The sequence below is a fragment of the Zestomonas ipomoeae genome (assembly GCF_057128665.1).
The window spans coordinates 169115-195119 of record NZ_JBSKHQ010000004.1 but is presented as its reverse complement, the minus strand read 5'-3'; the positions used below and the strand labels follow the sequence as shown (position 1 = coordinate 195119).

Annotated in this window: 20 protein-coding genes and 1 pseudogene; 14 read left to right on the top strand and 7 right to left on the bottom strand. The window is 67.3% G+C overall.

From position 1 onward, the window contains the following. Window positions 1-67 precede the first annotated feature (67 nt). From ACWKV7_RS07950 to ACWKV7_RS07940, 3 genes are all read left to right on the top strand, one after another. The gene (locus tag ACWKV7_RS07950) at window positions 68-1459 is read left to right on the top strand and encodes an FAD-binding oxidoreductase (RefSeq protein ID WP_483857122.1); all 1392 of its coding nucleotides are present in this window, start codon (window positions 68-70) and stop codon (window positions 1457-1459) included. Window positions 1460-1504: 45 nt separating this feature from the next. Then, entirely contained in the window at window positions 1505-2170 is a 666-nt protein-coding gene (locus tag ACWKV7_RS07945) for a fumarylacetoacetate hydrolase family protein (RefSeq protein ID WP_483857121.1), read from the top strand. Between the two features lie 85 nt (window positions 2171-2255). Further along, a complete protein-coding gene (locus ACWKV7_RS07940) occupies window positions 2256-3170 on the top strand; it encodes an SdiA-regulated domain-containing protein (protein WP_483857120.1) in 915 nt (304 codons plus the stop codon). A 171-nt stretch (window positions 3171-3341) separates the two neighbouring features. On the opposite strand, the gene rpiA is transcribed toward ACWKV7_RS07940, so the two are convergent. After that, window positions 3342-4013: a ribose-5-phosphate isomerase RpiA gene (gene rpiA / locus ACWKV7_RS07935; protein ID WP_483857119.1), complete on the bottom strand. Its 672-nt coding sequence runs from the start codon at window positions 4011-4013 to the stop codon at window positions 3342-3344. 126 nt (window positions 4014-4139) lie between these two features. On the opposite strand from rpiA, the pseudogene ilvA reads away from it, so the two are divergent. The 4 genes and pseudogenes from ilvA to ACWKV7_RS07915 all read left to right on the top strand — a co-directional run. Further along, window positions 4140-5669 (top strand): annotated as a pseudogene (gene ilvA, locus ACWKV7_RS07930) (threonine ammonia-lyase, biosynthetic); the annotation flags it as partial. Between the two features lie 5 nt (window positions 5670-5674). Then, window positions 5675-6943, top strand: a complete 1269-nt coding sequence (locus tag ACWKV7_RS07925; protein WP_483857118.1) for an SDR family oxidoreductase — start codon at window positions 5675-5677, stop codon at window positions 6941-6943. Next, window positions 6940-7407 carry a DUF2269 family protein gene (locus ACWKV7_RS07920; RefSeq protein WP_483857117.1) on the top strand — a complete coding sequence of 156 codons (468 nt, stop codon included), beginning with the start codon at window positions 6940-6942 and terminating at the stop codon, window positions 7405-7407. Before ACWKV7_RS07925 ends, ACWKV7_RS07920 begins: the two co-directional genes overlap by 4 nt. Beyond that, window positions 7404-7790 carry a hypothetical protein gene (locus ACWKV7_RS07915; RefSeq protein ID WP_483857116.1) on the top strand — a complete coding sequence of 129 codons (387 nt, stop codon included), beginning with the start codon at window positions 7404-7406 and terminating at the stop codon, window positions 7788-7790. The genes ACWKV7_RS07920 and ACWKV7_RS07915 overlap by 4 nt, the downstream gene beginning before the upstream one ends. 165 nt (window positions 7791-7955) lie before the next feature. On the opposite strand, the gene ACWKV7_RS07910 is transcribed toward ACWKV7_RS07915, so the two are convergent. Next, window positions 7956-8609, bottom strand: coding sequence for a histidinol-phosphatase (locus ACWKV7_RS07910; RefSeq protein WP_483857115.1), 654 nt, complete (start codon window positions 8607-8609; stop codon window positions 7956-7958). 164 nt (window positions 8610-8773) lie between these two features. Between ACWKV7_RS07910 and ACWKV7_RS07905 the strand changes: the two genes are divergently transcribed. Both ACWKV7_RS07905 and ptsP read left to right on the top strand, forming a co-directional pair. Further along, entirely contained in the window at window positions 8774-9253 is a 480-nt protein-coding gene (locus ACWKV7_RS07905; RefSeq protein ID WP_483857114.1) for an RNA pyrophosphohydrolase, read from the top strand. A 10-nt stretch (window positions 9254-9263) separates the two neighbouring features. After that, a complete protein-coding gene (gene ptsP / locus ACWKV7_RS07900; protein WP_483857113.1) occupies window positions 9264-11543 on the top strand; it encodes a phosphoenolpyruvate--protein phosphotransferase in 2280 nt (759 codons plus the stop codon). A gap of 72 nt (window positions 11544-11615) precedes the next feature. Here the strand turns inward: ptsP and ACWKV7_RS07895 are convergent, their stop codons facing one another. After that, window positions 11616-12422, bottom strand: a complete 807-nt coding sequence (locus ACWKV7_RS07895; RefSeq protein WP_483857112.1) for an NRDE family protein — start codon at window positions 12420-12422, stop codon at window positions 11616-11618. Between the two features lie 164 nt (window positions 12423-12586). Between ACWKV7_RS07895 and ACWKV7_RS07890 the strand changes: the two genes are divergently transcribed. From ACWKV7_RS07890 to ACWKV7_RS07880, 3 genes are all read left to right on the top strand, one after another. Beyond that, window positions 12587-13369 (top strand): sulfite exporter TauE/SafE family protein, encoded by a 783-nt coding sequence (locus tag ACWKV7_RS07890; protein WP_483857111.1) that lies wholly within the window; start codon window positions 12587-12589, stop codon window positions 13367-13369. 12 nt (window positions 13370-13381) lie between these two features. Next, entirely contained in the window at window positions 13382-14167 is a 786-nt protein-coding gene (lgt, locus tag ACWKV7_RS07885; RefSeq protein ID WP_483857110.1) for a prolipoprotein diacylglyceryl transferase, read from the top strand. Between the two features lie 147 nt (window positions 14168-14314). Beyond that, window positions 14315-15109, top strand: a complete 795-nt coding sequence (locus ACWKV7_RS07880; protein ID WP_483857109.1) for a thymidylate synthase — start codon at window positions 14315-14317, stop codon at window positions 15107-15109. Here the strand turns inward: ACWKV7_RS07880 and ACWKV7_RS07875 are convergent. From ACWKV7_RS07875 to ACWKV7_RS07865, 3 genes are read right to left on the bottom strand one after another with little or no spacing between them, the layout of a single operon-like run. Beyond that, window positions 15106-16221 (bottom strand): ABC transporter permease, encoded by a 1116-nt coding sequence (locus ACWKV7_RS07875; protein WP_483857108.1) that lies wholly within the window; start codon window positions 16219-16221, stop codon window positions 15106-15108. The two genes, ACWKV7_RS07880 and ACWKV7_RS07875, sit on opposite strands and share 4 nt — an antisense overlap. Before the next feature lies 1 nt (window position 16222). Next, on the bottom strand, window positions 16223-18937 hold the full coding sequence (gene rbbA / locus ACWKV7_RS07870; RefSeq protein ID WP_483857107.1) for a ribosome-associated ATPase/putative transporter RbbA: 2715 nt from the start codon (window positions 18935-18937) through the stop codon (window positions 16223-16225). After that, window positions 18934-19902 carry an HlyD family secretion protein gene (locus tag ACWKV7_RS07865; RefSeq protein ID WP_483857106.1) on the bottom strand — a complete coding sequence of 323 codons (969 nt, stop codon included), beginning with the start codon at window positions 19900-19902 and terminating at the stop codon, window positions 18934-18936. The genes rbbA and ACWKV7_RS07865 overlap by 4 nt, the downstream gene beginning before the upstream one ends. 143 nt (window positions 19903-20045) lie before the next feature. On the opposite strand from ACWKV7_RS07865, the gene ACWKV7_RS07860 reads away from it, so the two are divergent. Continuing rightward, window positions 20046-21110, top strand: a complete 1065-nt coding sequence (locus ACWKV7_RS07860) for a transporter substrate-binding domain-containing protein (RefSeq protein WP_483857105.1) — start codon at window positions 20046-20048, stop codon at window positions 21108-21110. 82 nt (window positions 21111-21192) lie between these two features. After that, complete coding sequence (locus tag ACWKV7_RS07855) at window positions 21193-21840, top strand: YitT family protein (RefSeq protein WP_483857104.1); 648 nt, start codon at window positions 21193-21195, stop codon at window positions 21838-21840. 25 nt (window positions 21841-21865) lie between these two features. On the opposite strand, the gene ACWKV7_RS07850 is transcribed toward ACWKV7_RS07855, so the two are convergent. Next, entirely contained in the window at window positions 21866-25957 is a 4092-nt protein-coding gene (locus ACWKV7_RS07850; RefSeq protein WP_483857103.1) for a DEAD/DEAH box helicase, read from the bottom strand. Window positions 25958-26005: the final 48 nt, after the last annotated feature.

The window sequence follows — 26005 nt, the reverse complement described above, 5'->3', positions numbered from 1 at the left end:
CGAAACACCCACCCCTGGCAGATGAAGCGTGCTCAGGGTGACCATGAACCGTTCGAGAGTTCCCTAGATGACCAATCCATTGATCGAAGAGCTGAAGACCCTGGTCGAGTCCGGCAAGGTCCTCGCCGACGCCGACTCCCTCAACGCTTACGGCAAGGATTGGACCAAACATTTCGCCCCGGCGCCGCTGGCCATCGTGTTTCCCAAGAGCACCGAGGAGGTCCAGGCCATCGTGCGCTGGGCCAACGAGAAGAAGGTCGCCCTGGTGCCTTCGGGCGGGCGCACCGGGCTCTCGGCCGCCGCTGTCGCCGCCAATGGCGAAGTGGTGGTGGCCTTCGACTACATGAACAAGATTCTCGACTTCAACGCCTTCGACCGCACCGTGGTCTGCCAGCCGGGCGTGGTCACCGCGCAGCTGCAGCAGTTCGCCGCGGACAAGGGCCTGTACTACCCGGTGGATTTCGCCTCCGCCGGTTCCAGTCAGGTTGGCGGCAATATCGGCACCAATGCCGGCGGGATCAAGGTGATTCGCTACGGCATGACCCGCAACTGGGTGGCCGGCATGAAGGTCGTCACCGGCAAGGGCGAGCTGCTGGAACTGAACAAGGACCTGATCAAGAACGCCACCGGCTACGACCTGCGCCAGTTGTTCATCGGCGCCGAGGGCACCCTGGGCTTCGTCGTCGAGGCCACCATGCGCCTGGACCGCGCGCCGACCAATCTCACCGCCATGGTGCTCGGCACGCCGGACTTCGACTCGATCATGCCGGTGCTGCACGCCTTCCAGGACAAGATCGATCTGACCGCCTTCGAGTTCTTCTCCGACAAGGCCATGGCCAAGGTGCTCGGCCGTGGCGACGTGCCGGCGCCGTTCGAGACCGACTGCCCGTTCTACGCGCTGTTGGAATTCGAGGCCGCCACCGAGGAGCGCGCCGACCAGGCGCTGGCTACCTTCGAGCATTGCGTCGAGCAGGGCTGGGTGCTCGACGGGGTGATGAGCCAGAGCGAGCAGCAGCTGCAGAACCTGTGGAAGCTGCGCGAGTACATCTCCGAGACCATCAGCCACTGGACCCCGTACAAGAACGACATTTCGGTGACCGTCAGCAAGGTGCCGGCGTTCCTGCACGATATCGACGCCATCGTCGGCCAACACTACCCGGACTTCGAGATCGTCTGGTTCGGCCACATCGGCGACGGCAACCTGCACCTGAACATCCTCAAGCCGCAGAACCTGTCCAAGGACGAGTTCTTCGCCAAGTGCGCCAGCGTCAACAAGTGGGTGTTCGAGACGGTGCAGAAGTACAACGGCTCGATTTCCGCCGAGCACGGGGTGGGCATGACCAAGCGTGACTACCTGACCTACAGCCGCTCGGAAGCCGAGATCGCCTACATGAAGGCGATCAAGCAGGTGTTCGACCCCAACGGCATCATGAACCCCGGCAAGATTTTCCCGGTTTGATCGGCATCGCCCAGCCGCGCACAGCATTCCCGTGAGGAGTCACCCATGAGCTACCAGCACCAGTACGTCGATGGCACACCGATCCACTATCCGCTGGGCAAGGTGGTGTGCATCGGCCGCAATTACGCCGAGCACGCCAAGGAACTGAACAACCCGTTGCCGAGCGAACCCCTGCTGTTCATCAAGCCCGGCAGTTGCGCCGTGAGCCTGGAAGGCGGCGTGGCCATTCCCGAGGACCGCGGCGCGGTGCACTACGAGGCGGAAATCGCCGTGCTGATCGGCAAGCCGCTGTCGCGCACGCCAGGCCGGGAGGAACTGTTGGACGCCATCTCCGGCTTCGCCCCGGCGCTGGACCTGACCCTGCGCGACGTGCAGGCCCGGCTCAAGGATAAGGGCTACCCCTGGGAGATCGCCAAGTCGTTCGACGGCGCCTGCGTGCTGACCCCCTTCGTGCCTCGCGATGCGGTGGAAGACCTGGCCGACCTCGGCATTCGCCTGAGCATCAATGGCGAGCTGCGCCAGGACGGCAACAGCCGCGACATGCTCTATCCGATCCTGGAGATGATCCGCCATGCCTGCGGCCACTTCAGCCTGCAACCGGGCGACGTGCTGCTCACCGGCACCCCCGCCGGCGTCGGCCCGCTGCAACGCGGCGACGCGCTGGAACTGGAACTGGTCGGCCATTCGCGCTTCGAAAGCCGGGTGCTCTGACGCCGGCACAGACGCAAGCCGCCAGTAAAGGAACCTTCACCGGCGGCGGCTACTCTGAGCGCCGTTCCCCTTCGAGGCTCTGTCGATGCCCAAGCACTCACTGCGCCGGCTGCCGATGCACTGGCTGGCCCTGGCCGGCCTGCTGACCGCCGGGGTCGCCCTGGCTGGCTACCAGCACTGGGACGACCGCACCCTGCTGTGGTTCAAGCAACGCAACCTCAGTGCCAGCGAACGTACCGCCAGCGTCTGGCTGCCCGGCTACACGGCTGAAATCCAGGCCAAGGCGCTGCACGGGCTGGACCAGGACGAGACCTCCGGGCTGACCTACAACCCGCGCACCGGCACCCTGTTCGCGGTGACCGGACGCAACCCGCTGCTGGTGGAGCTGTCGCGCGAAGGTGAAATCCTGCGGCGCATCGAGCTGTTCGGCTTCAGCGACCCGGAAGGCGTCGAGGTGCTCGGCGACGGCCGGCTGGCGATCATCGACGAGCGCCGCCACCGGCTCAGCACCTTCAGCCTTGGCAGCGGCGACGAGCCGATCGATGCGGCGCAGCTGGAACCCTTCGACCTCGGCTTCGCCGACGCCGGCAACAAGGGCTTCGAGGGCATTGCCTGGGACGAGCGCCAGCAACGCCTGCTGCTGGCCAAGGAGCGCAGCCCGATGGGCCTGTTCAGCCTGCCGTTCCCCGGCGAAGACGGCGCCGCCGGCGTGCTCGAGGCGCTGTCCACCCGCAACCTGCTGATGCGCGACCTGTCGTCGCTGGCGGTCGATCCGCGCACCGGCCATACCCTGGTGCTGTCCGACGAGTCGCGCCTGCTGCTGGAACTCGACCGCCAGGGCGAACCGATCAGCTTCATCAGCCTGATCGGCGGCAACAACGGTCTCACCGACAGCATCGACCAGGCCGAGGGCGTCGCCATGGACGAACAGGGCAACATCTATCTGGTCGCCGAGCCGAACCTTTTCTACGCGTTCAAGAAGATGCCCCCGAAGGAATGACCCCCATGCCGCCGGGCTGGCACTCTGTGGGGCTTCGTGGGGAGCGCTGCGCGCTCCATGTTGGGCTTCGCTGCGCTCAACGCCAACCTACGGGTTGCGGCTGGCTCTCGTAGATTGCGGCGGGGCGCGTAGCCTTGGGAGCGTAGCGACGAAGCCCAACGGCGGTGCAATTCAGCGCTTGAGGGTTTTCACCCCTTCGCTGGTGCCGAGCAGCAGCAGGTCGGCCGGGCGGGCGGCGAACAGGCCGTTGGTGACCACGCCGACGATGTTGTTGATCTGCTCTTCCAGCTCCATCGGGCTGGCGATCTGCAGGTTGTGCACGTCGAGGATGATGTTGCCGTTGTCGGTGAGCACGCCTTCGCGATACACCGGGTCGCCGCCCAGCTTCACCAGTTGACGGGCCACATGGCTGCGCGCCATGGGGATCACTTCCACCGGCAGGGGGAATGCACCGAGCAGCGGCACCAGCTTGCTGCCGTCGGCGATGCAGATGAAAGTCCTGGCCACCGCGGCGACGATCTTCTCGCGGGTCAGCGCGGCACCGCCGCCCTTGATCAGCTCCAGGCGCTCGTTGGTTTCGTCGGCACCGTCCACGTAGAACTCCAGGCTGTCCACGGTGTTCAGCTCGTACACCGGAATACCGTGGCCCTTGAGGCGCGCGGCGGTGGCTTCGGAGCTGGCCACCGCGCCGTCGAACTCGGCCTTGTGCCGGGCCAGGGCGTCGATGAAGCAGTTGGCGGTGGAGCCGGTGCCGACACCGACGATGCTCTTGCTGTCGAGCTGCGGAAGGATGAAATCGACGGCGGCCTGGGCCACCGCCTGCTTGAGTTGATCCTGGGTCATGCTGGACACCGCACCGAATGGGAAAAGGAAGGGGCGAATTATACCCGGTTAGAACGGGAATCCCCCGCGTTGTCGGTGGTCCTGCGATGAAACCATGGGGTAGACTCGACAGCCCCCTGCCAGTCTGCCGCGATAGCCACGATGCTCGAACACTACGTCAAGAAGATCCTCACCTCGCGCGTCTACGACGTCGCCGTGGAAACGCCCTTGCAGCCCGCCCGACAGCTCTCCGAACGCCTCGGCAACCAGATTCTGCTCAAGCGCGAAGACCTGCAGCCGGTGTACTCCTTCAAGATTCGCGGCGCCTACAACAAGGTGTCGCAGCTCACCGAGGACGAGAAGGCGCGCGGGGTGATCGCCGCCTCCGCCGGCAACCATGCCCAGGGCCTGGCGCTGGCAGCCAGGGAGCTGGGCATCAAGGCGACCATCGTCATGCCGCGTACCACGCCGGAGCTGAAGATCCAGGGCGTGCGTTCCCGCGGCGGCAAGGTCGTGCTGCATGGCGACGCCTTTCCCGAGGCGCTGGCCTACGCGCTGAAGCTGGTCGAGGAAAAGGGCTATACCTTCGTGCCGCCCTACGACGACCCCGACGTGATCGCCGGCCAGGGCACCGTGGCGATGGAGATCCTGCGCCAGCAGCCGGGGCGGCTGGACGCGATCTTCGTGCCGGTGGGCGGCGGCAGCCTGATCTCCGGCATCGCCGCCTACGTCAAATACCTGCGCCCGGAGATCAAGGTCATCGGCGTCGAGCCGGACGACTCCAACTGCCTGCAGGCCGCCATGGCCGCTGGCGAGCGCGTGGTGCTGCCGACCGTCGGCCTGTTCGCCGACGGCGTGGCGGTGGCGCAGATCGGCGCACACAACTTCGAGATCTGCCGCGAATACGTCGACGAGGTGATCACCGTCAGCACCGACGAAATCTGCGCGGCAATCAAGGACATCTACGACGACACCCGCTCGATCACCGAGCCGGCCGGCGCACTGGCGGTGGCCGGGATCAAGAAGTACGTGGAACGCGAGGGCGTCAGCGGACAGACCCTGGTGGCCATCGACTCCGGCGCCAATGTCAACTTCGACCGCCTGCGCCACGTCGCCGAGCGCGCCGAGCTGGGCGAGAAGCGCGAAGCGATCATCGCCGTGACCATCCCGGAGCAGCCGGGCAGCTTCAAGTCCTTCTGCGAGGCGATCGGCAAGCGGCAGATCACCGAGTTCAACTACCGCTACCACACCGACAAGGAAGCGCACATCTTCGTCGGCGTGCAGACCCACCCGGACACCGACCCCCGCGCGGCACTGGTGGCCAACCTGCGGGAGCAGGGCTTCCCGGTCCTCGACCTGACCGACAACGAACTGGCCAAGCTGCACATCCGCCACATGGTCGGCGGCCATGCGGTGCGGGTCAGCGACGAGGTGGTCTACCGCTTCGAATTTCCCGAGCGGCCGGGCGCATTGTTCAACTTCCTCAACAAGCTCGGCGGACGCTGGAACATCTCCATGTTCCACTACCGTAACCACGGCGCCGCCGACGGTCGGGTGGTCGTCGGCCTGCAGGTGCCGGCGGGCGAGCGCCACCTGATCCCGCAGGCGCTGGACGAGATCGGCTACCCGTACTGGGACGAGAGCGACAACCCGGCCTACCAGCTGTTCCTCGGCTGAGTCGAATGCGCATCCTGCTGGTCGGTGCCAGCGGCTTTATCGGCCGGCACCTGCTGGCGGCGCTGCACGCCGCCGGCCATGAGCTGGTAGCCACCGCCCGGCGGGTGCCCACCGACAGCCTGCCTGGCGTCGAATGGCGAGCACTGGACCTGGCACATTTGGCTGAGCAACCCGACTGCTTTACCTGGCCGGACGGCATCGAGCTGCTGATCAACGCCGCCGGCGTGCTCGGCAGCGATGCGAACGAGCTGGCCCTCATCCAGGATCAGGGCACGCGCCGGCTATTCGACCTGGCTGCGGCCCAGGATGCGCGGGTGCTGCAGATTTCCGCGCTCGGCGCCGGCGATCAGACGGATATTCCTTTTCTCGCCAGCAAGGCGGCCGCCGACGAGTATCTGCTCGGCCTCGGCATTCCCGCGGTGGTGCTGCGCCCGTCGCTGATCCTCGGCGAGGGCGGCGCTAGTAGCGCCTGGCTGGCGCGGCTGTCGCCCTGGCCGCTGATTCCGCTGCTGGATACCCGCGCACGGGTGCAGCCATTGCACGTGCAGGACCTGGTCGGCGCGGTGCTGGCGCTGCTGCGCCACTGGCCGGAACAGCCAGCCGTGCTTCCGCTGGTGGGTCCCGAGGCCATGACCCTGCCGGCGCTGATCGACCGCCTGCGTGCCGCCCAGGGCTGGCGGGCGGCTCGCTATCTGCACGTACCAATCGCGCTGACCGCACTCGGTGCGAAGCTGGGCGACCGGCTGGGCTGGCGCGCATTGAACAGCCAAACCCTGCGCATGGCCCGGCGCGACAACCTGGCGGATTCGCAACCGCTGCTGCAATGCTGCGGCTACCGAGTCGCCCCGCTGGCGGCCCGCCTGCGCCACTGGCCGCCGCGCAGCGCCAGCGTTGAGGCAGCGTTGCGCCCCGTGCTGCTGGCGAGCCTGGCGCTGGTCTGGCTGGGCACCGCGCTGGTCTGCCTCGGCCCCGGCTATGCCTGGGGCCTGCGCATCATGGCCGAGGCGGGCGTCAGCGGCTGGCCGGCGAGCCTGGCGGTGGTCGGCGGGGCGCTGCTCGATGGCGCGCTCGGCATCGGCCTGCTGCTGCGCCGCTGGCGACGCCAGGCCCTGCGCGCACAACTGGCGCTGATGTTCGGCTACACGTTGCTGATCAGCCTGCTACTGCCGCACTACTGGCTAGACCCCTACGGCGCGGTGACGAAGAATCTGGTGCTGATGGCGGCCAGCCTCTGGCTGCTGTGGAGCGAGCCCGCCCTGAAGGGAAATCGATGAGCCTGTACCTGATCCTCAAAACCCTGCACATCCTCTCCTCGACCCTGCTGTTCGGCACCGGACTCGGCTCGGCCTACTACGCCCTGCGAGCCTGGCGCAGCGGCAACCTGCAGGTGATCGCGGTGACCTTCCGCCACCTGGTCACCGCCGACTGGCTGTTCATCGCCACCACCGCAGTCTTCCAGCCCCTCAGCGGCCTGGCCCTGGTGCACCTGGCCGGTTGGCCGCTGAGCCAGCCGTGGCTGCTGTGGAGCCTGGGCCTCTATGTGCTGGCCGGCGCCTGCTGGCTGCCGGTGGTCTGGCTGCAAATCCGCGTGCGCGACATGGCCGAGCAGGCTCTGGCGAGCGGCGGCGAGCTGTCTCCGCTGGCGCACCGCTACATGCGCCTCTGGTTCGTCCTCGGCTGGCCGGCGTTCGTCGCTTTTATCGCGATATTCTTTCTGATGGCGGGCAAGCCGGTTTGAACCGCGCGCGTCTGTATTGGCTGCTGGCATGGCTGGCGATGCCCTTGGTCATCGGAGCGGAAATGGGCGATACCGCTGTCTTTGGCTCACTGGATGCGTTCTCAATCAGCATTATCGGCGGCGACTACTCATCGTACGGACTGGACGAGAGCCTAGAATGGCTGCTGCCCCTGCTCTGGCTGTGTCTGACCGCCAGCCTTGCGCTCTCTCGGCATCGCACGCTGCCCGTACTGGGCGCCAGCCTGTTGCTGGGATTACAAGGCTGGGTGGTGCTGATGGTAAACGACTCATTGCTCTGGACCACGGCAACGCTACTACTGCTGCCTGCTGAGATCGTGCCGCTGAGCGGTCTGCTGCTGGCCATGCGCCAGCCTGCCCGTTAGACGGAACCATCCGATGGGGCTGGCGCAGCACACCGAATTGTTGCCGCCGGCCCACCGCCACATGCGTCTCTGGTTCGCCCTCGGCTGGTCGGCGTTCGTCGAGGGGCCTGTAGGGGCGAATTCATTCGCCCAATCGGGCCGCCAGGCGAATGGCCCGGATTTCCGTCAGCGCAGGGAAATCACCGGCCAGCCGCGCTTTTCCGCCTCGGCACGCAGGATCGGGTCGGGATCGACCGCCACCGGGTGGCTGACCCGCTCCAGCAGCGGCAGGTCATTGCGCGAATCGCTATAGAAGTGGCTGCCCTCCAGGTCGAGGCCGTTCTCGTCCAGCCAGCGCTCCAGCCGCGTGACCTTGCCCGCCTGGTAGCAGGGCACATCGGTGGTGCGCCCGGTGTAGCGGCCATCGACCATCTCGCACTCGGTGGCGAGCAGTGTATCGATGCCCAACCGTGCGGCGATCGGCGCGGTGACGAAGCGGTTGGTGGCGGTGATGATCAGCAGCTTGTCGCCGGCGGCGCGGTGCTGTTCGATCAGCTCCAGTCCCTTGGCGAGCACGATGGGCTCGATGCAGTCGCGCATGAACTCGCGGTGCCACTGGTCGAGTTGGGCCCTCTCGGTGCGCCCGAGGATTTCCAGGCTGAAGTTGAGGTAATCCTGGATGTTCAGGCGCCCCGCCAGGTAGTCCTCGTAGAAGGCGTCGTTACGCGCCTTGTAGGCCACGCCGTCGAGAATGCCGCGTTCGCAGAGGTAGTCACCCCAGGCGTGGTCGCTGTCGCCGGCAAGCAGGGTGTTGTCGAGATCGAAAAGGGCCAGTCGCACGGATTACCTCAACGCAACGCGGAAAAAGGGTGAGCAGCATAGCGGTTCGCCAGGGCCGCTTGAAGGGCGGCGAAAGCATTGCGTGCCGCGCCGCTGGCCGGCTTTCGGGGGGCCGCCTTTTTGTGGAACAATGCCGTCACATGCGTTTGCGAGGTTGTTCAGCCGTGATCGACTCCGATGGTTTTCGCCCCAATGTCGGCATCATCCTCACCAATGACGTGGGGCAGGTGCTCTGGGCAAGGCGTATCAACCAGGATGCCTGGCAGTTCCCGCAGGGCGGCATCAATGCCCAGGAGTCGCCGGAAGAAGCGCTGTATCGCGAACTGAACGAAGAAATCGGCCTGGAGCAGCAGGACGTTCGCGTTCTCGCCTGCACCCGCGGCTGGTTGCGCTATCGTCTGCCGCAGCGCCTGGTGCGCACCCATAGCCAACCGCTGTGCATCGGCCAGAAACAGAAGTGGTTTCTCCTGCGCCTGCTGTCGGACGAACAGCGGGTGCGCATGGATCTGACCGGCAAGCCGGAATTCGACGGCTGGCGCTGGGTCAGCTATTGGTACCCGCTGGGTCAGGTAGTGACCTTCAAGCGCGAGGTCTATAGACGCGCCCTCAAAGAACTTGCTCCCCGCCTGCTGGCGCGCGACTGACGGAGAAAGCATGCTCAACACGCTGCGTAAGATCGTCCAGGAAGTAAACGCCGCCAAGGACCTCAAGGCGGCGCTGGGCATCATCGTGCAGCGGGTCCGCGAGGCCATGGGCAGCCAGGTCTGCTCGGTCTACCTGCTCGACCCGGAGAGCAACCGCTTCGTGCTGATGGCCACCGAGGGCCTGAACAAGCGCTCCATCGGCAAGGTCAGCATGGCGCCCAACGAGGGCCTGGTGGGCCTGGTGGGCACCCGCGAGGAGCCGCTGAACCTCGAGCACGCCGCCAATCACCCACGCTATCGCTATTTCGCCGAGACCGGCGAGGAACGCTTCGCCTCCTTCCTCGGCGCGCCGATCATCCACCACCGTCGGGTGATGGGCGTGCTGGTGGTGCAGCAGAAGGAAAGCCGCCAGTTCGACGAAGGCGAGGAAGCCTTCCTGGTGACCATGAGCGCCCAGCTCGCCGGGGTCATCGCCCATGCCGAGGCCACCGGCTCGATCAGCGGCCTGGGCAAACAGGGCAAGGGCATCCAGGAAGCCAAGTTCGTCGGCGTACCCGGTGCGCCGGGGGCCGCCGTCGGCAACGCCGTGGTAGTCCTGCCGCCGGCCGACCTGGAAGTGGTGCCGGACAAGACGGTCACCGATATCGACGCCGAGCTGGCGCTGTTCCACAACGCCCTGGAAGGCGTGCGCGAGGACATGCGCAACCTCTCGGCCAAGCTCGCCACCCAGCTGCGCCCGGAAGAGCGCGCGCTGTTCGACGTCTACCTGATGATGCTCGACGACGCCTCCCTCGGCAGCGAGGTGACCAAGATCATCAAGGGCGGCCAGTGGGCCCAGGGCGCGCTGCGCCAGGTGGTCAACGAGCACGTCAAGCGCTTCGAACTGATGGACGACGCCTACCTGCGCGAGCGCGCGGCGGACGTCAAGGACCTCGGTCGGCGCCTGCTCGCCTACCTGCAGGAAGAACGCAAGCAGAACCTGGTGTACCAGGACAACACCATCCTGGTCAGCGAGGAGCTGTCCCCGGCGATGCTCGGCGAGGTGCCGGAAGGCAAGCTGGTCGGCCTGGTTTCGGTGCTCGGTTCGGGCAACTCCCACGTCGCCATCCTCGCCCGCGCCATGGGTATCCCCACGGTGATGGGGGTGGTCGACCTGCCGTATTCGAAGATCGACGGCATTTCCCTGATCGTCGACGGCTACCACGGCGAAGTCTTCACCAACCCCAGCGAGATCCTGCGCAAGCAGTACGCCGAAGTGGTGGAGGAGGAGCGCCAGCTGGCCCAGGGCCTGGATGCGCTGCGCGCGCTGCCCTGCGAGACGCTGGACGGCCATCGCATGCCGCTGTGGGTCAACACCGGCCTGCTGGCCGACGTTGCCCGCGCCCAGGAGCGCGGCGCCGAGGGTGTCGGCCTGTATCGCACCGAAGTGCCGTTCATGATCAACGAGCGCTTCCCCAGCGAGAAGGAACAACTGGCGATCTACCGCGAACAGCTCGCCGCCTTCCATCCGCTGCCGGTGACCATGCGCACCCTGGACATCGGCGGGGACAAATCGCTGTCCTATTTCCCGATCAAGGAAGAGAACCCGTTCCTCGGCTGGCGCGGCATTCGCGTCACCCTCGACCATCCGGAAATCTTCCTGGTGCAGACCCGCGCCATGCTCAAGGCCAGCGACGGGCTGAACAACCTGCGCATCCTGCTGCCGATGATTTCCGGAACCCACGAGCTGGAAGAGGCGCTGCATCTGATCCACCGCGCCTGGGGCGAGGTGCGCGACGAGGGCACCGATGTGCCGATGCCGCCGGTGGGGGTGATGATCGAAGTGCCCGCGGCGGTCTATCAGACCCGCGAGCTGGCTCGCCAGGTGGACTTCCTCTCGGTCGGCTCCAACGACCTGACCCAGTACCTGCTGGCGGTGGACCGCAACAACCCGCGGGTGGCCGATCTCTACGACTATCTGCATCCGGCGGTGCTGCAGGCGCTGACCAAGGTGGTGCTCGACTGCCATGCCGAAGGCAAGCCGGTGAGCATCTGCGGGGAAATGGCCGGCGATCCGTCGGCCGCGGTATTGCTGATGGCGATGGGTTTCGACAGCCTGTCGATGAACGCCACCAACCTGCCCAAGGTGAAGTGGCTGTTGCGCCAGATCAGCCTCGGCAAGGCCCGCGAGTTGCTCGGCCAGTTGATGAAGATGGACAACCCCCAGGTGATCCACAGCACCCTGCACCTGGCCCTGCGCAACCTCGGCCTCGGCCGGGTGATCAACCCCGCCGCGACCATCCAGGCCTGAGCGCCCGGGCGCAAGGCTTCCTCAAGCGAGCGAACCGCCCTGCCGGGCACGCGCCCGGCAGGGCTCTCGGGGCTAGCCGCGCATGCCTTCGCGCTCCAGCCGGCGCGTTTCCAGCATATCCACCCGACGTCCCGGCAAGGTGATCGAGACATCGCTCGTCTGCTCGCCGAAGGGGCCATAACTGCGCTCGAGGATATCGCGCCGTCCGTCCGCATGCATGATCAGCGCGGTGCTGGCGCGGGTGCCGTAGGTGCGGGTGGCGATGAAGATGCTGGAGAGCATGCGCTCGGCATCCAGGCCGATGCCGGTGTCGGGAAGGATCGCGTCGGGAGCCTGTTCGCCGTTATGCAGCAGCTCGATCAGATCGCCGAGTTGCGGCTGGGGCAGGCATTGCTCGAGCAGGGCCTTGCCCTTTTCCACTTTCGGCCAAGGCGTGTCCAGGTCGTCGTTCGACAGGCCGTAGAGCCCCGGCTCCAGCGCACGCGGCGGGCCGCTACGCGGGTTGAGGTGCCAGAACTCCTGGCTATCGCCGGCCAGCAGGTTGAAACCGGAATACTCCTCGGCCCGCGCCGCGACGGCGGCCATGTAGTCCTTCAGCGATTGTTTTCCGCGCAGGAACAGCAGCGGCAATTCGCCTCGCGAGCGACCGAAGGGCGGCTGGCGCGGATCGCGGATATTGGTCAGGGCGGCGAAGCGACCGTTCGCTCCGAACCCCAGCCAGGTACCGCCGGCCTGCAAATCACGCCCGGCATAAACGCCCGGCTCGTCTTCCCAGGCCGCCAACGGCAGGCTCGGGCGGTCGTAGAACTCGTCACGGTTGGCCGCCAGCACCAGGGGCTGGGAATGGCCGGGACGCCAAGCGAATACGATCAGACACATGCGTAGATCCCTCCACGGAAACACAAAGGTTTCAGCCTTCGGCCCGGAGTGCGTTGCTCCGGCGAAAGCCAATCGGCCATCGGCGCCCTTACGTTCGCTTGCAGCTCGAAGCTGCGCCCGTCGCGCGGGTCAGCTACCATGCCGCTTCGCAATCGGGGGTTTCGATGGAATTTCTGCTCTATCTGGCGCTAGGCGCAGTGGCCGGAGTCCTGGCCGGGCTATTCGGCGTCGGCGGCGGCCTCATCATAGTGCCAGTGTTGGTCTTCAGTTTTACAGCCCAGGGTTTCGATGCGGCTGTGCTCACCCATCTGGCGGTCGGCACGTCGCTGGCTACCATCGTCTTCACCTCGATCAACTCCGTTCTCGAGCATCACCGCAAAGGTGCGGTGCGCTGGCCCATCTTCGCCTGGATGACCCTCGGCATACTGCTGGGTGCCGGGCTTGGCGCGAAGACCGCGTCGACCATCCAGGGTCCGATGTTGCAAAAGATCATCGGCGTGTTCGCCATTTTCATTGCCGTGCAGATGGCGCTGGACCTCAGACCCCGCGCCAGCCGCGAAGTGCCCGGCAAGATTGGATTGACATTAGCAGGCTCCGTGGTCGGTTGGGCCTCGGCGATCTTCGGCATCGGCGGCGGCTCGCTGACCGTGCCGTTCCTCACCTGGCGCAGCGTGCCGATGCAGCAGGCAGTCGCCACCTCGGCCGCCTGTGGCCTGCCGATCGCCATCGCCAGCGCGCTGAGCTTCATGGTCATCGGCTGGCATGACAAGCACCTGCCGCAGTGGAGCCTGGGCTTCGTCTACCTGCCGGCGATGGTCGGCATCGCTGCCACCAGCATGTTCTTCGCCCGCTTCGGCGCGCGCCTGGCGCACAAGCTGTCGCCGCGTGTGCTCAAGCGCCTGTTCGCCCTGCTGCTCTTCGCGGTGGGTATCAATTTCTTGCTGTGAGGAGACCCGTCGATGCTGCCCTATCCGCAGATCGATCCGGTGGCCGTAACCCTCGGTCCGCTGAAAATCCACTGGTATGGCCTGATGTACCTGATCGGCATCGGCGGCGCCTGGCTGCTGGCCTCGCGTCGGCTGCACCGCTTCGACCCGAGCTGGAGCAAGGAGAAGCTCTCCGACCTGGTGTTCTGGGTGGCCATGGGCGTGATCCTCGGCGGGCGTATCGGCTATGTGCTGTTCTACGACCTGCAGGCCTACCTGCACGAACCGCTGAAGATTCTCCGCGTATGGGAAGGCGGCATGTCCTTCCATGGAGGCCTGCTCGGGGTGATGCTGGCCACCTGGTGGTTCGGCCGGCGCAACGACAAGAGCTTCTTCCAGCTGATGGACTTTATCGCCCCGCTGGTACCGATCGGCCTCGGCGCCGGGCGCATCGGCAACTTCATCAATGCCGAGCTGTGGGGCAAGGCCACCGACCTGCCCTGGGCGATGATCTTTCCCACCGACCCGGCGCAGCTGCCGCGCCACCCCTCGCAGCTGTACCAGTTCGCCCTGGAGGGCGTGGCGCTGTTCGCCATCCTCTGGTTCTACTCGCGCAAGCCGCGGCCGACCATGGCGGTGTCCGGGCTGTTCGCGCTCTGCTACGGCATCTTCCGCTTCATCGTCGAATTCGTCCGCGTGCCGGACGCCCAGCTCGGCTACCTGGCCTTCGGCTGGCTGACCATGGGCCAGGTGCTGTGCCTGCCGATGATCCTCGGCGGCGCCGGGCTGATGGTCTGGGCCTATCGACGCAAGATATAGGGGCGAATTCATTCGCCTTACGGTCCGCGTCTGGCGAATGAATTCGCCCCTACAAGCCACACACCGGGCACCCCGTCGCGCCCGCCTTGAACCCCCGGCGATGGCCTCTTACCATTGCCGGCCTCTCCCGTTCCCGAGCCCTCGCCGATGAAACAGTACCTCGACCTGATGCGCCACGTGCGCGAGCACGGCACCTTCAAGAGCGACCGTACCGGCACCGGCACCTACAGCGTGTTCGGCTACCAGATGCGCTTCGACCTGGCCGAGGGCTTTCCGCTGGTGACCACCAAGAAGTGCCACCTGAAGTCCATCATCCACGAGCTGCTGTGGTTCCTCGCCGGCGACACCAACATCCGCTACCTGAAGGAAAACGGCGTCAGCATCTGGGACGAATGGGCCGACGAGAACGGCGACCTCGGCCCGGTTTACGGCTATCAGTGGCGCAGCTGGCCGGCACCGAACGGCGAGTCGATCGACCAGATCGCCAAGCTGATCGAGATGATCAAGAGCAACCCGGACTCGCGCCGGCTGATCGTCTCCGCCTGGAACCCGGCGCTGGTCGAGCAGATGGCCCTGCCGCCGTGCCACGCGCTGTTCCAGTTCTACGTCGCCGAGGGCCGGCTGTCCTGCCAGCTGTACCAGCGCTCGGCGGACATCTTCCTCGGCGTGCCCTTCAACATCGCCAGCTACGCGCTGCTGACCCTGATGGTGGCGCAAGTCTGCGACCTGGAGCCAGGCGAGTTCATCTGGACCGGCGGCGACTGCCACCTCTACGCCAACCACATCGAGCAGACCGACCTGCAACTCACCCGCGAACCGCTGCCGCTGCCGACCATGAAGCTCAACCCGGCGGTGAAGGACCTGTTCGCCTTCCGCTTCGACGACTTCCAGTTACTCAACTACGAAGCGCATCCGCATATCGCTGCGCCGGTGGCAGTCTAGGCCGCCAGGCTCCTGCGAAACCGAGCCGCCGCCAGCACGAAGAACACCGCGCCGATGGCCGCCAGCGCAGTGAGGTCGGGCCAGATCACGTCCGGGCCGGCGTCGCGGAACAGGATCGAGGTGCTCAGGCTGAGGTAGTGGGTGGAGGGCGACAGTTGCATCACCTGTTGCAACCACGGCGGCATGCTTTCCAGCGGCGTGCTGCCGCCGGAGAGCAATAGCATGGGGATCACCACCGGTATGGTCAGCAGGCCGAACTGCGGGATCGAGCGCGCCAGGGTGGCGAGGAAGATGCCCAGGGCGGTGCTGGCGAACAGGTACAGCGCGGTCACCGCCAGGAAGAACGCCAGCGAGCCGGCCAGCGGCACGCCCAGCGCGCCCTTGACGATAAACTCCAGCGACAGCCAGGTGCACAGCACGACCACCAGGGCGTTGCTCCAGATTTTCGCCAGCATGATTTCCAGCGCCGTCAGCGGCAGCACCAGCAGGTGGTCGAGGGTGCCGTGTTCGCGTTCGCGCAGGATTGCGGTACCGGTGAGCAGGATGGCGAGAATGGTGATGTGGTTGACGATCTGCAACAGCGCGAGGAACCAGCCGCCCTGCAGGTTGGCGTTGAACAGCGCGCGGCTGGTGAGCGTCAGCGGCGCCTGGCCGGCAACGTCTCGCCTGGCGTAGTCGAGCAGTTCCCCCTGGAATACCTGACCCAGGTATCGCGCGCCCATGAACGCCTGGCTCATCGCCGTGGCGTCGACGTTGACCTGCAGCGCCGGCTGGCGGCCGGCCAGCAAGTCGGCCTGGAAGTTGGCCGGCACGTCGATGACGAAGGTGAAGCGACCGCTGTCCATGGCCGCGCCCAGCTGGTCGTAGGGCAGCAGCATCGGCGTCTGGAATTCCGGCGGCTGCAGCGCTTCGGCAAGGCGCCGGGACAGGTGGCTGTGGTCCTCGTCAACGATGGCGACGCTGGCGTGGTGCACGCCGATCACCGAACCGGTGGCCGGCATGTAGACCGCCACGCTGAAGGCGTAGAGCAGGAACAGCAACAGCACGCTGTCGTGGCTCAGGCTGGTCAGCTCCTTGAGGCCGAGGCGGAAGATATGCGCAAGCTTCGCCATGCTAGACCTCCTGCTTCTTCAGCAGCAGCACGCTGAGCGCGGTGGCGGCGAGGAAGAAGCCGAGCAGCGCCAGGCACTGCGGCCACAGCGCGCGCAGGTCGAGCGCCTTGGTGAAGGTGCCGACGGCGATATCGAGGAAGTGCCCGGCCGGGAACAGGTGCCCCATCAGCGCGGCGCCGCCATCCAGCGACGAGCGCGGCACGATCAACCCGGAGAACTGGATGGTCGGCAGGGTGGTGAGGATCACCGCGCCGAGGATGGCGGCGATCTGCGTGCGGGTGAAGGCGGAGATCAGCAGGCCGAGGCTGGTGGTGGCGAGCACATAGAGCAGACCACCGAGCGCCAGGGTCAGGCCGCTGCCCTTGAACGGCACGCCGAACAGCAGGCGGTTGAGGGCCACCAGCAGGGCCAGGTTGAGCAGGCTGATGGCCAGGTAGGGCAGTTGCTTGCCGAGCAGGAATTCCAGGCGAGTCAGCGGCGTGGCGTAGAAATTGGCGATCGAGCCAAGCTCCTTCTCCCGCACCACGCCGAGGGCGGTGAGCATTGCCGGGATGAAGGCGAGGATCAGCGCCATCACCCCCGGACCGATGGCGTTCACGCTGACCACATCCTGGTTGTAGCGAAAGCGCGTTTCCAGCCGTGCGGCGGCCGGAGCCGGCAACGCCGGGCTGCTTTCCGCGGCGAGGCGGGCGAGGTTCTCCTGGTGCACGGCTTCCACGTAGTTGCGCGTGGTTTCGGCGCGGAATGGCATGCCGCCGTCGAGCCAGGCGGCCACCTCGGGCCGGCGCCCGGCGAGCAGGTCGCGGCCGAAGCCCGGCGGGATCTCCAGCGCCAGCTTCAGTTCCGAGCGCTGCAGGCGCCGGTGCAACTGGCCGGCATCGCGGATCGGCGCATGCTCCTCGAAATAGCGCGAGCTGCGAAATGCCTCCAGGTAGGCGCGGCTCTGCGGCGACTGGTCCTGGTCAAGGGCGGCGAAGGCGATGTGCTCGACGTCCAGGGATATGCCGTAGCCGAAGATCACCATCATGAACAACGCGCCGAACAGGGCGAAGGCCAGGCGCACGCGGTCGCGCAGCAGCTCCTTGGTTTCCCGCCCGGCCAGCGCGCGCAGGCGGTGCAGGCTGAACCCGGAACGTACCCGCGCGGGCGGGCCAGCGCTCTCTGCCGATGGTGCCGGTGGCGCCGCCGGCGCCTCGCCCTGGGCCTGCTCCAGGCAACGCACGAAGGCTTCTTCCAGGGTCTGCCCGGCGAACCGCGCCTGCAGCGCCGCCGGGGTATCGCAGGCCAGCACCCGCCCGACATGCATCAGCGAGATGCGGTCGCAGCGCTCGGCCTCGTTCATGAAGTGGGTGGAGAGGAAGATGGTCACGCCCTGCTCGCGCGACAGCTCCACCAGCAGCCGCCAGAAGTCGTCGCGGGCCGCCGGGTCGACGCCGGAGGTGGGTTCGTCAAGGATCAGCACCTCCGGCCGGTGGATCACCGCCACCGCCAGCGACAGGCGCTGGCGCAAGCCCAGCGGCAGCTCGCCGGCCGCTTCGCCGGCGTGATCGGCGAGGCCGAAGCGTTCGATCAGCGCCTGGCTGCGCGTCCGCCCTTCGGCCGCCGGCAGATCGAACAGCCGTGCGTGCAGCTCCAGGTTCTGCCGCACGCTCAGCTCGCCGTAGAGGGAAAAACTCTGCGACATGAAGCCGACCCGCTTGCGCGTCGCCAGACCGCTAGCGTCCACCGGCCGACCGAGCAGCCGAGCGCTGCCTTCGCTGGCCGGCAGCAGGCCGGTGAGCACCTTCATGGTGGTGGTCTTGCCGCAGCCGTTGGAACCGAGGAAGCCGAAGATCTCGCCGCGGCGGATGGCGAAGCTGACCCGGTCCACCGCGGTGAAGTCGCCGAAGCGCAGGCTGAGATTGTCCGCCTCGATGGCCACCTCGCCGGCCTGCACCGGCAGCGGCGGGATCAGCAACGCCTGGCGCTGCGCGGCGGCGCCCTGGAAGTGGGTGAAGGCATCGTCCAGCCGGCCGCTGGCGGTGACCGCCGCCAGCTCGGCGGTGGGCCCACTGGCGAGCAGGCGGCCGCCGTCGAGCATCAGGCAGGTGTCGAATTGCTCCGCCTCCTCCATGTAGGCGGTGGCCACCAGCAGGGTCAGCTGCGGGCGCTCGCCGCGTACCTGCTCGACCAGCTCCCAGAAGCGTCGGCGCGACAGCGGGTCGACCCCGGTGGTCGGTTCGTCGAGGATCAGCAGGTCCGGCTCGTGGATCAGCGCGCAGCACAGCCCGAGCTTCTGCTTCATGCCGCCGGAGAGCTTGCCGGCCGGGCGCTCGGCGAAGCGCGTCAGGTCGGTGGCCGCCAGCAGGCTGGCCATGCGCCGCTCGCGTTCGCCGCGGGACAGGCCGAACAGGGTGGCGAAGAAGCGAATGTTTTCGGCAATGGAAAGCTCGGGGTACAAATTGTGGCCCAGGCCCTGGGGCATGAAGGCGATGCGCGGGTACAGGCTGGCACGGTGGCGGCGTCGGTCGATGGGCCCGCCGAGTACCTCCAGACTGCCCTGCTGCAGCACCTTCACCCCGGCGATCAGCCCCAGCAGGCTGGACTTGCCGGCGCCGTCCGGGCCGATCAGCGCGCAGCGCGCACCGACCGGCAGCGTGAAGCCGATTCCATCCAGCGCTCGTTGGCGGCCATAGCCGTGGCCGAGGCCGGCGGCGCGGATCGCCCATTCGCTCATTGCAGATTGGCCGGCCAGTCGATCTCTGCGCTGCGCACGTAGCCGGCGCCCGGCATGCCCGGCTTGGCCTGCGGCACGGCGGCCGGATCGGTCAGGCGCAGCTTGACGCGAAATACCAGCTTCTGCCGCTCGTCGCGGGTTTCCACTTCCTTGGGCGTGAACTGCGCCTTGAACGCCACATAGGCGATCGTCGCCGGCAGCGGCCGCTCGGGCAGGGCATCGAGCACTACCCGCGCCTCGTCGCCGACGGTCAGGCGGCCAGCGACGGTGGCGGGCAGGTAGAGGTTCATGTACTGGTCGCCGGGGTCGATCAGCAGCAGCACGCGGCCACCGGCACCGAGCACTTCGCCGGGTTCGGCCAGGCGCAGTTGCACCCTGCCGGCGAGCGGCGCGCGCAGGCTGGCGTCATCGATCTCGCTGCTCAGCTGGGCGACCAGCGCCTGGGCCGAACCGATGGCCGCGCGGGCGGCGGACACCTGGGCGCGAGCCGCTTCCAGGGCGGCGATGGCGGTGTCGTGGCGGGCCTGCTGCTGGTCGAGCTGCTGGCGGCTGGTGTGGCCGCGCTGGAACAGTTCGCGAAAGCGCGCCAGCTCCTGTTCGGCCAGGCGCAGCTCACTCTTGCGCAACTGCACGTTGGCCTGGCTGGCGACCAGGTTTTCCTCGGCACGGCGCACTTCGGCCTCGGCCTGGGCGCGCTGCGCTTCCTGGGTGCGGGTGTCCAGGCGGGCGAGCAATTGGCCTTTCTCCACCTGGTCGCCTTCCTGCACCCGCACTTCGGCCAGGCGGCCGGGGTATTTGCTGGCGATCTGCACTTCGGTGGCTTCCAGGCGGCCGTTGCCCATCGCCAGGCCCTCGGGCAGGCGCCCGCTGAGGGACTTCCAATAGCCGAATACGCCGGCGGCGAGCAAGCCCAGGACCAGCGGCAAAATGAACAGGCGAGAGGGGCGGTGTTGGGAGGAGGACATGGGAGCTTCCTGCTGAATGACGCCGCCAGTGTGCCCGGCGCACCCCAGGCGGGTGTTGACCCGCATCAAGCCCAAGGCTTCCAGCGGGCCTGCGCGGACACGGCTTTGCTACCCTGCAGGTTTTCCCCAAGGAGAATGGTCCGGTGCCGAGGTTTCTACTGATTCTGCTGTTGTCGCTGTTGGTTGGGCCCGCCCTGGCCGCAACACCCGCGTCACCGACCCTGCGGGTCGGCATCACCGAGGTACCACCCTTCGTGATTCGCGACGGCAACGGCGATTGGAGCGGCATCAGCATCGATCTGTGGAAGGACGTCGCCGAGCAGGTCGGCTACCGCTACGAGTTCCAGCCGCTGCCCTTCGAGCGCCTGCTGCCGGGCCTCGAGGCCGGCGAACTGGACGTGGTGGTCGGTGCCCTGACCATGACCGCCGAGCGCGAGGAGCGCGTCGACTTCACCCATCCGTTCTATCGCACCGGCCTGGCCATCGCCGTGCCGCCGGGTGGCGGCAGCGGCTGGAGCGCGCTCAAGGGTCTGCTGTCCTGGCAGTTCCTCAGCCTGGTGCTGGGCCTGGCGGCGCTGATGCTGGTGGTCGGCGGGCTGCTCTGGCTGTTCGAACGGCATCGCAATCAGTCGCAGTTCGGCGGCACCCCGGTGCAGGGGCTGGGGTCGAGTTTCTGGTGGGCGGCGGTGACCATGACCACCGTCGGTTACGGCGACAAGGCGCCGGTCACCCTCGGCGGACGGTTGATCGGCCTGGTGTGGATGTTCGCCGGCCTGATCATGGTGTCCACCTTCACCGCCGCGGTGGCCAGTGCGCTGACCGTCGGCAACCTGCAAGGGGGCATCCAGGGCGCCGACGACCTGCGTCGCGCCCACGTGGCCACCGTCGAGGGCACCGTCAGCGCCCGTTACCTGGAGCGCCAGCGCATCCGCAACAGCGCCTACCCGGACCTGCTCAGCGCCATGCGCGCCGTTCAGCAGGGCGAGTCCGACGCGGTGGTCTACGACCTGCCGATCCTGCAGTACCGCAACGGCGAGCTGGACGACGGTGGTTTGCGCATCCTGCCCGGCTCGTTCGACAACCAGTCCTATGCCTTCGCCGTGGCCAACGGCAGTCCCTACCGCGAACCGCTCGGCCAAGCGATCCTGCGCGTCACCGGCAGCCGCGACTGGCGCGAGTTGACCGAGCGCTATCTCGGCGCGCCCTGACAACGGCTTTCTTGACCTCCGCCAATGCGCCGCGCCGGGTTCGCCGCGACCATGGCGGCTTCGATCATCCAAGGGTTTTCCGATGTCCGCACCCCACTCCGAACGCCCGCCCGGCGATGCCTTGTCCGCCCTGCTGGTCCGCCACCCCTTGTGGGAGGATGCCCTGGCGCTGCTGATGGGTACTGCCATGGTCGCCCTCGGCATCGCTTTCTACGCCCATGCCGGGCTGCTCACCGGTGGCACCGTGGGCCTGGCCTTCCTGCTCAAGTACCTGGCCGGCTGGCCGTTCGGCCTGGTGTTCTTCCTGATCAACCTGCCGTTCTACGCCCTCGGCCTGTGGCGCATGGGCTGGCGCTTCACCCTGCGCACGCTGTGCGCGGTGAGCCTGCTGGCGCTGTTCGCCGAGCTGACGCCGCGCTGGGTCGCCTTCGCCGAGCTGAATGCGGTGTATGCCGCGTTGTTCGGCGGCTTCGCCATGGGCCTGGGCCTGCTCATCCTGTTCCGCCACCGCGCCAGCCTGGGCGGGGTGAACATCCTGGTGCTGTACCTGCAGGAGCGCTTCGGCCTGCGCGCCGGCAAGCTGCAGATGGGCATCGATGCGGTGATCGTGCTGGCGGCGCTGTTCGTCGTGCCGTTGGATCGGGTGGCATTGTCGGTGCTCGGCGCGGTGGCGCTGAACCTGGTGCTGGCGATCAATCACCGTGCCGGGCGCTACATGGGGGTGAGCTGACCCCACACGGCGCGCGGCGGCCGGCTCAGCCCGCTTCGCCCCGCAGCAGTTGCAGCAGTGCGTCGGCATCCAGCCTGGCGCTCAGTTCGCCGCCCTCCAGCAGGCTGTCGGCGAGGTCGCGCTTGCGCGCATGCAGGGCGACGATCTGCTCCTCGATGGTGTTCTCGGTAACCAACCGGTAGATGGTCACCGGGCGCTGCTGGCCCATGCGGTGGGCGCGGTCGCTGGCCTGGTCCTCCACCGCCGGGTTCCACCAGGGGTCGAGGTGGATGACGTAGTCGGCGGCGGTCAGGTTGAGGCCGCTGCCGCCGGCCTTGAGGCTGATCAGGAAGACGTCGCCGACGCCGGCCTGGAAGGCTTCGACCCGAGCCTGACGGTCCTTCGCCGGGGTGGCGCCATCGAGGTACTGGTAGGCGATGCCCTGGCGATCGAGCCAGCCGCGCACGATCTGCAGGTGGTCGACGAACTGGCTGAAGACCAGGGCCTTGTGGCGGTTCTCCAGGAGTTCTTCGACGATCTCGCTGAAGGCCTGCAGTTTGCTGCCGAGCAGCGGCGAGCCGGGCACGGCCAGCGAGGGATGGCAGCAGAAGCGGCGCAGGCGGGTGATCTCCGCCAGGACCTGCAGCGGCTTGCCGGCCTCCGGATCGAGCCGGTTGATGGTGTCCACCGCCTGTTGGCGCAGCGCCTCGTATTGATGCGCTTCCTCGTCGGAAAGCGGCACCTTGTAGGTGATCTCGGTGCGCGCCGGCAGCTCGTCGAGCACCTGGCTCTTCAGCCGGCGCAGGATGAACGGCTGGATCAACGCCTTGAGAGCCCGGCGCGCACCGGGGTCGCCCTGCTCGATGGGCGTGGCGAAGCGGGCGGAGAAGCTTTCCTGGCTGCCGAGCAGGCCGGGGTTGATGAAGCGGAACAGGTTCCACAGCTCGCCCAGGTGGTTTTCCAGCGGCGTGCCGGTGGCGATCAGGCGGAACTCGGCCTGCAGCCCCATGACCGCCTGGGAGCGCTTGGTCTGGGCGTTCTTGATCGCCTGGGCCTCGTCCAGCACCACGCTGGCCCAGTGCTGGGCGGCGAAGGCGGCGCTGTCCTGCTGCAACAGGCCATAGCTGACGATGACCAGCTCGCCCGGCCCGAGGTTTTCCAGGCTGCGCTGCTGCTGATAGTTGCGCAGGCGCAGGCTGGGGGCGAAGCGCAGGCATTCGCTCTGCCAGTTGGGGCACACCGAGGTCGGCGCCACCACCAACTGCGGCCCAGCGGCGGTGCGCTGCAGCAGCAGGGCGAGGGTCTGCACGGTCTTGCCCAGGCCCATGTCGTCGGCCAGGCAGGCGCCGACGCCCCAATGGGCCAGGCGCGCCAGCCAGGCGAAGCCTTCGCGCTGGTAGTCGCGCAGTTCCGCCTGCAGGGTGCCGGGAACCTGCGGCCGGTAGTCGCGCAGGGATTCGAGCCGCTGCAGATGCGCCTGCCAGTGGGCGTCAGCCTGGAACGCGCCGACTTCTTCGGCCAGGTCGGCGAGCAGCGGGGCGGTCAGCGGGCTGAGGCGCAGGCCCTGGTCGCCGACCCGCTCGGCGAGGTGGGCCAGTTCGTCGAGGCGCTTGCGCAGGCTGTCGCCGAGGGCCAGCCAGTCGCGCTCGTCGAGCTTGAGGAAGCGCCCCGGACTGGCGCGCAGCAGTTCCAGCAGTTGGCGCAGTTGCAGCACCCGACCGTCGTCCAGCTCAATTTCACCCTGCAGGTGGAACCAGTCGCCCTGCTGCTTCAGGCCCAGCCTGAGCTGGCGCAGGTCGGGGCGGGCCTTGATGCGCATGCGCTCGCCTTCCGGCCAGACGCATTGCAGCAACGCGCCGTCCAGCGCTTGCAACTCGCCGAGCACCTGCAGGGCGTCTTCGGCCTGTTCCAGTTGCCATTCCTGACCGTCGCTGTCGGCCCGCGCCAGGCCGGGGCAGGCGTTCAGTACCTGTTGCAGCGCCTGGCGTTCGCCGGCCAGGTCGCGGCGCACCTGCATGGCCTTGCCGTCTCGCTCGCCGAGCAGTTGTTCGGCACCCTGGCCAGGGCGGAACCAGCCGCCCTCGGCCAGCGGTCGCACCAGCAGTTGCAGGCGCAAGCCGGCCTGCAACGGCAGCAGGTGTGCGTAGAGGGTGGCATCGGCGGGTTCGCTGTGCAGGTGCCCGGCCAGCTCGGGAATGTCCGATTCGATCGGCAGCAGCGGGGCGATCGCGCCGATGGCCTCGACCAGCTGCGCCTTGGCCGACTGCGGCACGCTCAGCCCGTCGCCGACGATCTCGGCGATCTTCAGCAGCTCGCGGCTGATCGGGTAGACGCGCAGGCGGGTCGGCGTCTCCTTCTCCAGCAGCATCTCGCCCTGGTCGGCGATGCCCTCGGGCAGCAACCGCAGGAGAATCTGCCCGCCGCTTTCCTGCAAGCGCAGGCTGGGCTGGCCGGCCACCAGGTCGATGCGCACATCCGGGGCGTCGTGCCAGTACAACGCCGGGTGGCCGACCAGCTTGGGCAGCGCCAGCTCGGCCGGCAGCTCGTAGTAGCTGTGGCCATAGTAGGGAATGCTCGTCTGGATTAGGCGGATGACCTGGTGGTCCTGGTCGCTGAGAAAGTCCAGCTGCTCGCCTTCTTCCAGCAGGCGCTTGAGCGCTACCGGCCTTCCCTTGCTCCACTGGCCCTTGGCGCCGAGCTTCTGCTCGCGCGCCTCGATGCGCTTCTGGTAGGGCGAGAGTTGGATCGTCCAGACCAGCCGCGAGGCCTTGGGCGCGCTCTCCGCAGCCCGGCCGGGCTTGAGCTGGCTGAGGGCGAGGAGCGCGTGCTGCCAGGCTTCCTGGCGCTGGTAGAGGTTGACCAGCGGTTGCAGGCCGGCGTCCCGATGCACCTCGGCGAGTTGCCGCTCGTCGCCGAACTGCACCGCCAGCAGGGCGTCGAACTCCGCCGCCAGCCAGGCATAGCCGTCGGCGGCAAGTTGCTCGCGGCAGCGTTGCAGGCTGTGTTGCCAGCCCGCCTCGCGCGCCGCCGGCAGATCCAGCCAGTAGGCGGCCAGCGCGAGCATCAGGCCGTCCAGGCCAGTCAGCCGGTCGGGCAGCCTGGCGGGGTGACGTGGGGTACCGCCCTGAATCTGCTCGAACAATGGTTGGAGGAATACATAGGAATGACCATAGCCTTCCTTGAGGCCGAGGGCGATGGTTTGCTTGAGTTGCGTGTGCTGCCGGGGGTCGCCTTCGCTGAGCAGTGCCAGGCAGTGGAAGGCATTGAGCACCGGCGGCAGGTCGATCTTGCGCTTTTTGCTGTGCTTGCGGATTTCCGCCAGCCAGGCCCGCAGCACGGTCAGCATCTCATTCACCTGGCCACGCAGCAGCAGCCGGGACACCTCCGCCATAAGCTCCAGGCCATGCAGGCCGAGCCGCTCCAGATTGGCCCAGTCGCCCCGCCACAGGGCCTGCAGCAGCAGTTGCAACGCCAGATCGTCCGCCGCTGCGCGCTGGTCGAACTCCTGCAAGCCCAGGGCATAGGCATCCAGACTCGGCGACAGCAGCAGGTTACCCAGCTCGAGATAGTCCCCCAGCAACAGACGCCGGATCGGCGCCGGGCGACCGGCGAACAACCGCCGCCCGGCGGGCTCGGTCAGCAGTTGTCGCAGCGGGTGCACGCCGACCAGTCGCTCCAGGGGGACGCCGTGGCTGAGCATGGCCAGCGACTCATCCAGGGCTTCCAGGTCATCGTCGAGCAAGTGCAACCAGAACTCCTGCTGCAGTTGCGCCTGGGTCGGCGGCTGCCAGCTGTCGCGATGCCAGGCCTGATCCAGCAGGACCTGGCGCCAGGCCTGGCCGTCGGGCGAATGCAGCAGGAGCTCCAGCAGCAGCCAGCGTCGCTCGGTCTTCAGGCAGATGGGCTGGCCGTCGGCGGGCTTGGCGTGCTCGATCCAACCCTGTCGCTGCAAGTCCGCGAGCAAGGTCGTCAGCGCAGCGTGATCGAACGCCTTGCCTGCCTGGGTGCGCGCGTTCAGGCGAATCAGTTGCTTGAGCAATGCCGACTTGGTTTCGCCAGGAAATTGCAGGGCAAGGAGGTAAAGCGCTGCGGCGGCATGTTCCGGCACGGTCGCGTGAGGGAGTTCGGCGCTACTCATGATCATCCTGCGGGGGCGGCAAAATTATCGAATGGTCACGGCTTGGCC

Coding starts and splice junctions, on each gene's coding strand:
- ACWKV7_RS07950 (WP_483857122.1), top strand. CDS start 68: ATGACCAATCCATTGATCGAAGAGCTGAAGACCCTGGTCGAGTCCGGC.
- ACWKV7_RS07945 (WP_483857121.1), top strand. CDS start 1,505: ATGAGCTACCAGCACCAGTACGTCGATGGCACACCGATCCACTATCCG.
- ACWKV7_RS07940 (WP_483857120.1), top strand. CDS start 2,256: ATGCCCAAGCACTCACTGCGCCGGCTGCCGATGCACTGGCTGGCCCTG.
- rpiA (WP_483857119.1), bottom strand. CDS start 4,013: ATGACCCAGGATCAACTCAAGCAGGCGGTGGCCCAGGCCGCCGTCGAT.
- ACWKV7_RS07925 (WP_483857118.1), top strand. CDS start 5,675: ATGCGCATCCTGCTGGTCGGTGCCAGCGGCTTTATCGGCCGGCACCTG.
- ACWKV7_RS07920 (WP_483857117.1), top strand. CDS start 6,940: ATGAGCCTGTACCTGATCCTCAAAACCCTGCACATCCTCTCCTCGACC.
- ptsP (WP_483857113.1), top strand. CDS start 9,264: ATGCTCAACACGCTGCGTAAGATCGTCCAGGAAGTAAACGCCGCCAAG.
- ACWKV7_RS07895 (WP_483857112.1), bottom strand. CDS start 12,422: ATGTGTCTGATCGTATTCGCTTGGCGTCCCGGCCATTCCCAGCCCCTG.
- ACWKV7_RS07890 (WP_483857111.1), top strand. CDS start 12,587: ATGGAATTTCTGCTCTATCTGGCGCTAGGCGCAGTGGCCGGAGTCCTG.
- lgt (WP_483857110.1), top strand. CDS start 13,382: ATGCTGCCCTATCCGCAGATCGATCCGGTGGCCGTAACCCTCGGTCCG.
- ACWKV7_RS07880 (WP_483857109.1), top strand. CDS start 14,315: ATGAAACAGTACCTCGACCTGATGCGCCACGTGCGCGAGCACGGCACC.
- ACWKV7_RS07875 (WP_483857108.1), bottom strand. CDS start 16,221: ATGGCGAAGCTTGCGCATATCTTCCGCCTCGGCCTCAAGGAGCTGACC.
- rbbA (WP_483857107.1), bottom strand. CDS start 18,937: ATGAGCGAATGGGCGATCCGCGCCGCCGGCCTCGGCCACGGCTATGGC.
- ACWKV7_RS07865 (WP_483857106.1), bottom strand. CDS start 19,902: ATGTCCTCCTCCCAACACCGCCCCTCTCGCCTGTTCATTTTGCCGCTG.
- ACWKV7_RS07855 (WP_483857104.1), top strand. CDS start 21,193: ATGTCCGCACCCCACTCCGAACGCCCGCCCGGCGATGCCTTGTCCGCC.
- ACWKV7_RS07850 (WP_483857103.1), bottom strand. CDS start 25,957: ATGAGTAGCGCCGAACTCCCTCACGCGACCGTGCCGGAACATGCCGCC.